Origin of the sequence: Hydrocoleum sp. CS-953 (genome assembly GCF_002260545.1) — a bacterium.
GTDB lineage: Bacteria > Cyanobacteriota > Cyanobacteriia > Cyanobacteriales > Microcoleaceae > Trichodesmium.
The window spans coordinates 20916-28678 of record NZ_LGSU01001499.1; the positions used below are offsets into that span (position 1 = coordinate 20916).

The 7763-nt window shown below is 44.2% G+C and carries 6 protein-coding genes; 5 read left to right on the forward strand and 1 reads right to left on the reverse strand.

All coding sequences use genetic code 11. From position 1 onward, the window contains the following. Positions 1–209: 209 nt before the first annotated feature. The 5 genes from metH (at position 210) to hisI (ending at position 7298) form a co-directional block, all read left to right on the forward strand. Entirely contained in the window at positions 210–3872 is a 3663-nt protein-coding gene (gene metH / locus AFK68_RS34145) for a methionine synthase (RefSeq protein ID WP_094678860.1), read from the forward strand. Positions 3873–4095: 223 nt separating this feature from the next. Then, positions 4096–4566: a hypothetical protein gene (locus AFK68_RS34150; protein WP_094678862.1), complete on the forward strand. Its 471-nt coding sequence runs from the start codon at positions 4096–4098 to the stop codon at positions 4564–4566. A 290-nt stretch (positions 4567–4856) separates the two neighbouring features. Next, positions 4857–6014: an alpha-hydroxy acid oxidase gene (locus tag AFK68_RS34155; RefSeq protein ID WP_094678864.1), complete on the forward strand. Its 1158-nt coding sequence runs from the start codon at positions 4857–4859 to the stop codon at positions 6012–6014. 314 nt (positions 6015–6328) lie between these two features. Continuing rightward, the gene (locus AFK68_RS34160; protein WP_094678185.1) at positions 6329–6649 is read left to right on the forward strand and encodes a hypothetical protein; all 321 of its coding nucleotides are present in this window, start codon (positions 6329–6331) and stop codon (positions 6647–6649) included. A 163-nt stretch (positions 6650–6812) separates the two neighbouring features. Beyond that, on the forward strand, positions 6813–7298 hold the full coding sequence (gene hisI, locus AFK68_RS34165) for a phosphoribosyl-AMP cyclohydrolase (RefSeq protein ID WP_094678183.1): 486 nt from the start codon (positions 6813–6815) through the stop codon (positions 7296–7298). 214 nt (positions 7299–7512) lie between these two features. Here hisI and AFK68_RS40750 read toward each other — a convergent pair. Continuing rightward, on the reverse strand, positions 7513–7763 hold a 251-nt coding region (locus AFK68_RS40750; RefSeq protein ID WP_210407774.1), incomplete at its 5' end, for a hypothetical protein.

Sequence of the window (7763 nt, forward strand, 5' to 3'; positions counted from 1 at the left end):
AAAAAAGGCCCAAAAGTAGTTGATGGTGATGGCCCTAATCCAACATGACGACAATTGTAAATAAATAAAAAGTATTTTTATGTTATCTTAATTATGAGAATAATTATCATTCTCATAAACAATTATCCTCCTCAACTTTCCAAGCCGAATTGCTTTGGGGTTAAAAAGGTTGCAGGAGAAGTCCAAGACCAACTATAACCATTACGACTATGCTAAGTATTGAAGCTCCCAAACCTCAGTTAAAGACTTCATTTCTCGAACGCCTCCAAAATCCGGATCGTCCAGTGGTAATCTTTGATGGCGCGATGGGAACTAACATCCAATCCCAAAACTTGACCGCCGAGGACTTTGGTGGACCGGAATATGAAGGTTGTAATGAATATTTAGTCATCACCAAGCCAGAAGCAGTGGCCAAGGTCCATCGTGATTTTCTCGCAGCAGGGGCGGATGTTGTCGAGACTGATAGCTTTGGATCTAGCCCCTTAGTTCTCGCAGAGTACGATCTAGCCGATCGCGCCTACGAACTAAGTAGAAAGGCTGCAGAATTGGCTCGCCGTTGTGCGGATGAGTTTACGACTCCCGAAAAACCAAGATTTGTCGCAGGTTCCATCGGTCCAGGAACCAAACTACCCACCCTCGGTCATATTACCTATGATGAATTGAGAGCGAGCTTCATGGTGCAAGCAGAAGGTCTCTATGACGGGGGAGCCGATCTTTTCATCGTGGAAACCTGTCAAGATGTTCTGCAAATTAAGGCGGCACTGAGTGCGTTTGAGGCGGTGTTTGCCAAAAAAGGTTCGCGACTCCCCTTAATGGTGTCCGTGACTATGGAAATCCAGGGAACCATGTTGGTGGGGACGGATATCTCTGGGGTGCTGGCAATCCTCGAACCCTTCCCCATTGATATTTTGGGGCTAAATTGTGCCACTGGTCCTAATTTGATGACCTCTCATATCAAATATCTATCAGAAAATTCCCCCTTCCCCATTTCCTGTATTCCCAATGCGGGACTACCAGAAAATGTTGGTGGTCAGGCGGTTTATAAAATGACCCCCGAAGAATATACAACTGCCATGACAGGGTTCATTGCGGAACATGGGGTTCAGATTGTCGGGGGTTGCTGCGGTACGCGCCCAGCACATATTCAAGCTTTAGCCGAGGCTGTGGAATACACCACACTAAAAGAGCGTTCGGTGCGAAAAAATGCCGTGGGGGAGCTTCGAGAACCCATCTCCTATACGCCAGCAGCAGCTTCCATTTATTCCGCCCAAACTTATGAGCAGGATAATTCTTTTTTAATTGTTGGTGAGCGATTAAATGCCAGTGGTTCTAAGAAAGTCCGCACGCTGTTGAATGAAGATGATTGGGATGGGTTATTGGCGATCGCTAAATCCCAGGTTAAAGAAGGGGCGCATATGCTGGACGTAAACGTGGATTACGTCGGGCGTGATGGAGAACGGGATATGCGAGAACTGGTATCGCGACTGGTGACTAATACGACTCTCCCACTGATGCTCGATTCCACCGAATGGACAAAAATGGAAGCTGGTCTCAAGGTCGCTGGGGGCAAATGTTTGCTCAATTCCACCAACTATGAAGATGGGGAAGAGCGATTTTTTAAAGTGTTGGAATTGGCAAAAGAATATGGCGCAGGGGTTGTCATCGGCTGTATCGATGAAGAGGGAATGGCTCGAACCGCCAAGAAAAAATTTGAAATCGCCAAACGGGCTTATGAGGATGCGCTCAAGTTTGGGATTCCACCCCATGAAATTTTCTATGATACCTTAGCCCTACCGATTTCAACTGGGATTGAGGAGGATAGGGAAAATGCCAAAGCAACCATCGAATCAATTCGACTGATTCGGGAAAATCTGCCCGGTGTTCACTTTATGCTGGGGGTCTCTAATATTTCTTTTGGCTTGAGTCCAGCCACTCGCATTACCTTAAATTCTGTCTTCCTGAATGAAGCGATGAAAGCTGGGATGGATGGTTCGATTGTCTCTGCTGCCAAGATTTTGCCCTTATCGAAGATTGACGAAGAACATCAACAGATATGTCGCGATTTGATTTATGACAAGCGCAAATTTGAAGGGGATATTTGCACCTACGATCCGTTGACGAAGTTGACGGAAATTTTTGCGGGAGTGAGTGCAAAAGATGCTAGATCGAGTGCTTCCTTAGCAGATTTGCCCATCGACGAACGCTTGAAGCAACATATTATTGATGGCGAGCGGATTGGATTAGATGATGCGTTAAAGGCGGGTTTAGATGCAGGTCATAAAGCACTGGAGATTATCAATACTTTCTTGTTGGATGGGATGAAGGTTGTGGGCGAACTGTTTGGCTCTGGTCAAATGCAATTGCCCTTCGTGTTGCAGTCAGCCGAAACCATGAAATCTGCCGTTGCTTTCCTGGAACCCTACATGGAAAAAATCGAAGGAGAGGACGAAGATCGCGGTAAAGGTAAATTCCTGATTGCTACCGTTAAAGGGGATGTCCATGATATCGGGAAGAATCTGGTGGATATCATCTTGACCAATAATGGCTACAAGGTTGTCAATCTGGGCATTAAACAAGCTATTGAGGCGATCGTCGAAGCTTATGAGCAGCATCAGCCTGATTGTATTGCCATGAGTGGCTTGCTGGTGAAGTCTACAGCATTTATGAAAGAAAATCTGGCAGCATTTAATGCTAAAGGTATTACAGTTCCAGTGATTTTAGGTGGTGCAGCACTCACACCAAAATTTGTCTATGGAGATTGTCAAGATACTTACAACGGGCAGGTGATTTACGGTAAAGATGCTTTTGCCGATTTGACCTTTATGGATCGACTGATGCCCGCCAAAGAACAGCAATCCTGGGTGGATACCGAAGGCTTTACAGGGGAATATGCTCAGTTTAACCAAAAGGGACGTAAGGCGATTGAAGATTCAGATCGAGAACTCAATGGTGATGGGCAGAAATCAGATGGCGATGGGAAGAAATCAGATGAACCAACTGTCATTGATACCAAACGCTCGGAAGATGTGGCGATTGATATCGAACGTCCTACGCCGCCTTTCTGGGGGACGAAAATTCTTCGGAGTAACGATCTAGATTTAGAAGAACTGTTCTGGTACATGGATTTGCAGGCACTGTTCGCTGGGCAATGGCAATTCCGTAAACCGAAAGGTCAATCTCGCGAGGAATATGATTGGTTCCTGGCATCAAAAGTTCATCCGATCTTGGAAGAATGGAAGGAAAAAATTCGCACGGAAAAATGGTTGGAGCCAACTCTAGTTTATGGTTATTTCCCCTGTGCAGCTATTGACAATTCCGTTCATGTTTACGATCCTAGTGTGATTGAGCAAGGCTTAACACCGAAAACAGCAACCCCGTTTGTCACTTGGACATTCCCCCGTCAGAAATCCGGGCGTCGGCTGTGCATTGCTGATTTCATCCGCCCAGTCGAACAGGATCAATTTGATGTCTTGCCTATGCAGGCAGTCACTATGGGAGAAATCGCCACCGAGAAAGCACAGGAACTCTATAAAGACAACAAGTACACCGATTATCTGTACTTCCACGGGATGGCGGTGCAGTTGGCGGAAGCTTTGGCAGAATGGAGTCATGCCAGGATTCGACGGGAATTAGGCTATGGGGATTTAGAACCGGATAACATTCGCGATGTATTAGCCCAAAGGTATCAAGGTTCTCGGTATAGTTTTGGCTATCCAGCTTGTCCGACGGTGATGGATCAAGTGCCACAGTTGCAATTATTGGGATGCGAGCGCATTGGGTTATTGATCGATGAGAGTGAACAGCTTTATCCAGAGCAATCGACTACTGCTTTTGTCACCTATCATCCTGTCGCTAGATATTTTAGTGCTTAGTTAGAGCGATCGGCAATGGGGTCGCGTTGAAATCCAGGCGACCTCTAATTTTTCTTGATAATTGCTAGAGAGTCGGTCAAGAAACCCGGTTTTTTGGAAAAACCGGGTTTCTGATATACCAAAAAACGTGGTTTCTCAGAATACTTGACCGGCTCTCTAGGCATCAGCATAGCTCCTTTAGCCTAAATTCCAACTGGATTTGCTTTCAAAATAGAGGTCTCTAATGAGTCAAACAAACGATAGATCGAATTGGCATCAAGATTTTATTGCCAGTAATTTGTTAGTCATTGGCTATAATGCTTGGGTTGGTCATCTCAGTCAGAAGCGCGGTGCGATAGTTTGTAGCACAAATTCTCCAACATTGGGGGTTGGCGGAGAATCATTCCAAACCCATTTTGTCGGACGTTCTCGCCTTGCCCCGTTCCTGAATGCCTGGTTAGCGGCTCCTGACACTGCAATTTTGCGCCATGACTTTATGATTGGTCACATCTTGGAAGTTGTCGATAATTATGATCCAACCACAGAAGTTGTATTGTTGCTGGAGTCTTTCGAGCAGGCGATGTTCTTTTACTTGAAAAACCTACCCATCACACCACCTCAATGCTACGAGCAAGTATGTAAGACTTGGGATGAATTCCAGCCAGGAGTTAGTGGTTGGCAAGATGAACAACTTCCAACAATCTGTCAGAACTGATATCTCAATAAACTGGTAATTTTGGAACAGTTCATTCCCTAGAGACTGGCGATGAAGGTTTAATGCTTCTCAAAATGGAATATAGCAATCCTAAATAGATTGTCAAAAATTAAAAAGTACACAGAAATTAGAAATTCCCTTTTTCTGTGTACTTTTCCCTTTTTCCTATTCCGTAATATTTGCCATTGCTTATTCCCCATTCCCTCAAGGGACTAATTATTTGACACGACTCAAATAGGATTGATATAGTATGGAGTGCCTAGTAAACATAAATCTGACTGAGGTATTTTATGAGATTGAATGACTGTCACAATTTTCAGGATTTCCGAAAATTAGCGAAACGCCGACTACCACGAGCGATTTTTGATTACATCGATGGAGCCGCCGATGATGAACAGAGCTATCGGCGTAACACTCAAGCCTATGGAGACTGCGATCTTATTCCGAACGTGCTTGTCGGTGTGGAAGATGTGGATATGTCAGTTGAGGTGATGGGGCAAAAACTAGATATGCCTATCTACTGTGCCCCGACAGCATTGCAACGCCTTTTTCATCACGAAGGAGAGCGTGCGGTTGCGAGGGCTGCTGCAGAATATGGCACGATGTTTGGGGTATCTTCACTGGCGACTGTCACCGTTGAAGAAATCTCCAAAATCGCAAACACGCCTAAGATGTTTCAGTTCTACTTCCATAAAGACCGTGGCTTGAATGATGCGTTGCTTGAACGCGCACGAGCAGCGAACTTTAATGTGTTGGCATTAACCGTCGATACCATTACTGGTGGTAATCGCGAACGGGATTTGCGTACCGGATTTACTTCGCCACCCAAATTAACACTTGACTCCTTAATGAGTTTTGCGACGCACCCAGCATGGGCTTGGAACTTTTTGACAAAAGAAAAGTTCGATATGCCACATTTGTCTGGCTATGTCTCCCAGGGAACTAATTTAGCAGTTTCTGTTGGCGATTATTTTTCAACGATGCTAGATCAATCCATGAATTGGAATGATGCTGAAAAACTCTGCTCGCAGTGGAATGGGCAGTTTGCACTGAAAGGGATAATGAGTGTGGAAGATGCCAAGCGTGCTGTTGATATTGGTTGTACGGGTATTATGGTTTCTAACCACGGAGGCCGTCAGCTCGATGGTTGTCGCAGCCCCTTCGATCAACTCGCAGAAATTTGTGATGCTGTTGGGGATAAAATTGATGTGATTTGCGAAGGTGGTATTCAGCGCGGTACTCATGTGCTGAAGGCGCTATCTGTTGGAGCTAAAGCCTGTTCAGGTGGGCGATTCTATCTTTTTGCATTGGCCGCTGCTGGGCAAGCAGGAGTTGAGCGTGTTTTAGGTAATATGCGCACTGAGATTGAGCGTGATATGAAATTGATGGGAGTGACCAAACTCGATCAATTGAGTAGAGATAATCTACGCTTTCATCCCTCACGATGAAGCTGCGTAGGGTGGGCAAAGTCTAATGAAAGAATTGAGAATTTTCCTCCTTATGCTTGCCCAACCTACAAATCTACCGAGAAAGAACTGTATTCTCAACAAATTTCTCATAGCTTGCACTTAAGTACAGGACAAAAAACGGAGGAAGTCGAGAAAAGCGGGAAACTGGTGGTCAAGATTGGTGAAAATGGAGCCTAGATAGTCAAATCCCAAGCGAAATAGACTTTTGGCTAGGCTTTTGAGCGATCGCCGAGAAAGCTATCGGCTGAAAGTTAACTATACTACCTATGTAAATATTTGAAGATTACACCTGTATGCTAGAATTAACTACTATCAAACAAACAGCCCTCGATTATCTCTTGTCCAATCTGGAAGTATTTCCAGAACATTGTCACTTGTTTGAGGTTGTAGGTGCAACCTGTTTTGATAATAATGAGTGGATGATTAATATTAGTATTGTCGGTTTGATCGGTAAATATTGGAATGTTTTTGTCGATGGCAACACGGGAAAAATTTCACCAGACTGCGAGTTTAATACAGATTGCCAAGACTTGAATAAACCCCATCAATATTCCCATCTGCCCGACTATTTAAATCAACTACTCGATCGCCTTACGGTCAAAATTATTAGATAGATTAACTACTTTTTTTATATATAGGACTTACGCAAAGAAACCCGGTTTCTACGATAAATCGTTGTTTTGAGCAATAGACCTCTAGGAGAAATCGGGTTTGGGGAGTTCTTCTGCGTAAATCCTGATATAATAATGATTGTCAAAATTACAAAATTTAGCTAACATGAATCCCCTATTTACCACTCGCACTTCCGTAGAACAGGTTGAAGAAGGTTTGTTACTTGCGCCCAAATTTGATGTCAATGGTTTGATTCCAGTTGTCACCACAGATGCCAACACGGGTGAAGTGCTGATGCACGCTTATATGAATGAAGAGGCGTTAGTTAAAACCATTGAAACAGGTGAAGCTCACTATTACAGTCGCAGTCGTCAGCAGCTATGGCATAAAGGTCAATCTAGTGGACTGGTGCAAAAAGTACAGCAGTTAGCTATTGATGACGACCAAGATTGTTTGTGGATGCAGGTTAAAGTAGCTGGTTCGGGAGCTAGTTGTCATGTGGGTTATCGTTCTTGTTTTTATCGCTGTATTCCTACGGGAAAAAGTGCAAGTGAATCCCAGCAACCAATTCAGTTAACATTTACCGAAACGGAGAAAACTTTTGACCCGAAAACAGTGTATGGTGATGCTCCCAACCCAACACAATTGTAAATTTACTTCAACCGTTTATAGCGGTTTTCATTTTAATGAACCACAGTAGGGACGTTTTGCGGAGCATTCCGGAACGGAAAAAGCATTTTTGTTATCCAACGTCCCTACAAGATTTTGGTTATGGCGATGTGTTTCATCCATGCAAAGAAACCCGGTTTCTATAATAAATCGTTGTTTTGAGCAATAGACGTCTACGAGAAACCGGGTTTATGGGTTATCCTGCGTAAGTCCTGTAATTATTCGGTAAAGATTGAAACAAAAAGGAAAAATGAATGGGAACGGCTCTTTTTAACTTCCCTTCGGGGAAGTCAAAGCTCTCCGGTGGGGGAGCGTCGTATGGGAAAGCCAGGGCAAAGATTCGGATACCTTCATAAGCTAAACGTTCATATGCCGCAAGACATGCTAGGTACATTTTGTTAGTATCAATGTCAACACAGGGGTCCGACATCACCTCTGTCACGCGCA

What these genes read in the sequence shown, in the direction of transcription:
- metH (WP_094678860.1), top strand. Translation starts at nt 210, where the DNA reads ATGCTAAGTATTGAAGCTCCCAAACCTCAGTTAAAGACTTCATTTCTC.
- AFK68_RS34150 (WP_094678862.1), top strand. Translation starts at nt 4,096, where the DNA reads ATGAGTCAAACAAACGATAGATCGAATTGGCATCAAGATTTTATTGCC.
- AFK68_RS34155 (WP_094678864.1), top strand. Translation starts at nt 4,857, where the DNA reads ATGAGATTGAATGACTGTCACAATTTTCAGGATTTCCGAAAATTAGCG.
- AFK68_RS34160 (WP_094678185.1), top strand. Translation starts at nt 6,329, where the DNA reads ATGCTAGAATTAACTACTATCAAACAAACAGCCCTCGATTATCTCTTG.
- hisI (WP_094678183.1), top strand. Translation starts at nt 6,813, where the DNA reads ATGAATCCCCTATTTACCACTCGCACTTCCGTAGAACAGGTTGAAGAA.